This is a genomic window from Shewanella litoralis (genome assembly GCF_009828585.1).
In the GTDB taxonomy this organism is placed as follows: Bacteria; Pseudomonadota; Gammaproteobacteria; order Enterobacterales; family Shewanellaceae; genus Shewanella; species Shewanella litoralis.
This window is the reverse complement of the sequence record NZ_WSRZ01000094.1, coordinates 1-463: the sequence shown is the minus strand read 5'-3', so window position 1 is coordinate 463 and position 463 is coordinate 1. Positions and strand designations below refer to the sequence as shown.

Here is a 463-nt window from a genome sequence, read left to right as displayed (position 1 = left end):
GTTAAATAGTTTGTAACCCAGGCATTTACACTTGTTCTACTGACCTTCAACATGTTGGCAATCACGGTGCGAGAATGACCTTCGGTAAAGTGGAGTAAGGCGAGGTAACGGATACGTTTACGAGCGCTTTTTTCAGATTTAGCTAATGCAGCAAGATTGATATTATTCATAAATATAGCAATAAGAGAATGACGGTTAATTAGATCATATATTTAATGTAATTGGTATCACATGGGCATATCGACCACACTGCTATCTTGCTCATTTGATAAATACAGATTGATGCTCAACGCTCAAATTCCAGACGTAAAAAAGCCCGTTGCGTTAGCAACGGGCTTATCACTCTCTTTTCAGAGAAATTAGGCGCCTGGAAATGACCTACTCTCACATGGGGAGACCCCACACTACCATCGGCGATACTGTGTTTCACTTCTGAGTTCGGAATGGGATCAGGTGGGACCAC

The 463-nt window shown here is 41.9% G+C and carries 1 protein-coding gene and 1 rRNA gene; both read right to left on the bottom strand.

The window, feature by feature from the left end:
- Positions 1-170, bottom strand: a 170-nt coding sequence (locus GQA99_RS20260; RefSeq protein ID WP_170293577.1) for a helix-turn-helix domain-containing protein, incomplete at its 3' end; no start/stop codon positions are given.
- A gap of 195 nt (positions 171-365) precedes the next feature.
- Positions 366-463: ribosomal RNA gene (rrf, locus tag GQA99_RS20255) — 5S ribosomal RNA — on the bottom strand; the annotation flags it as partial.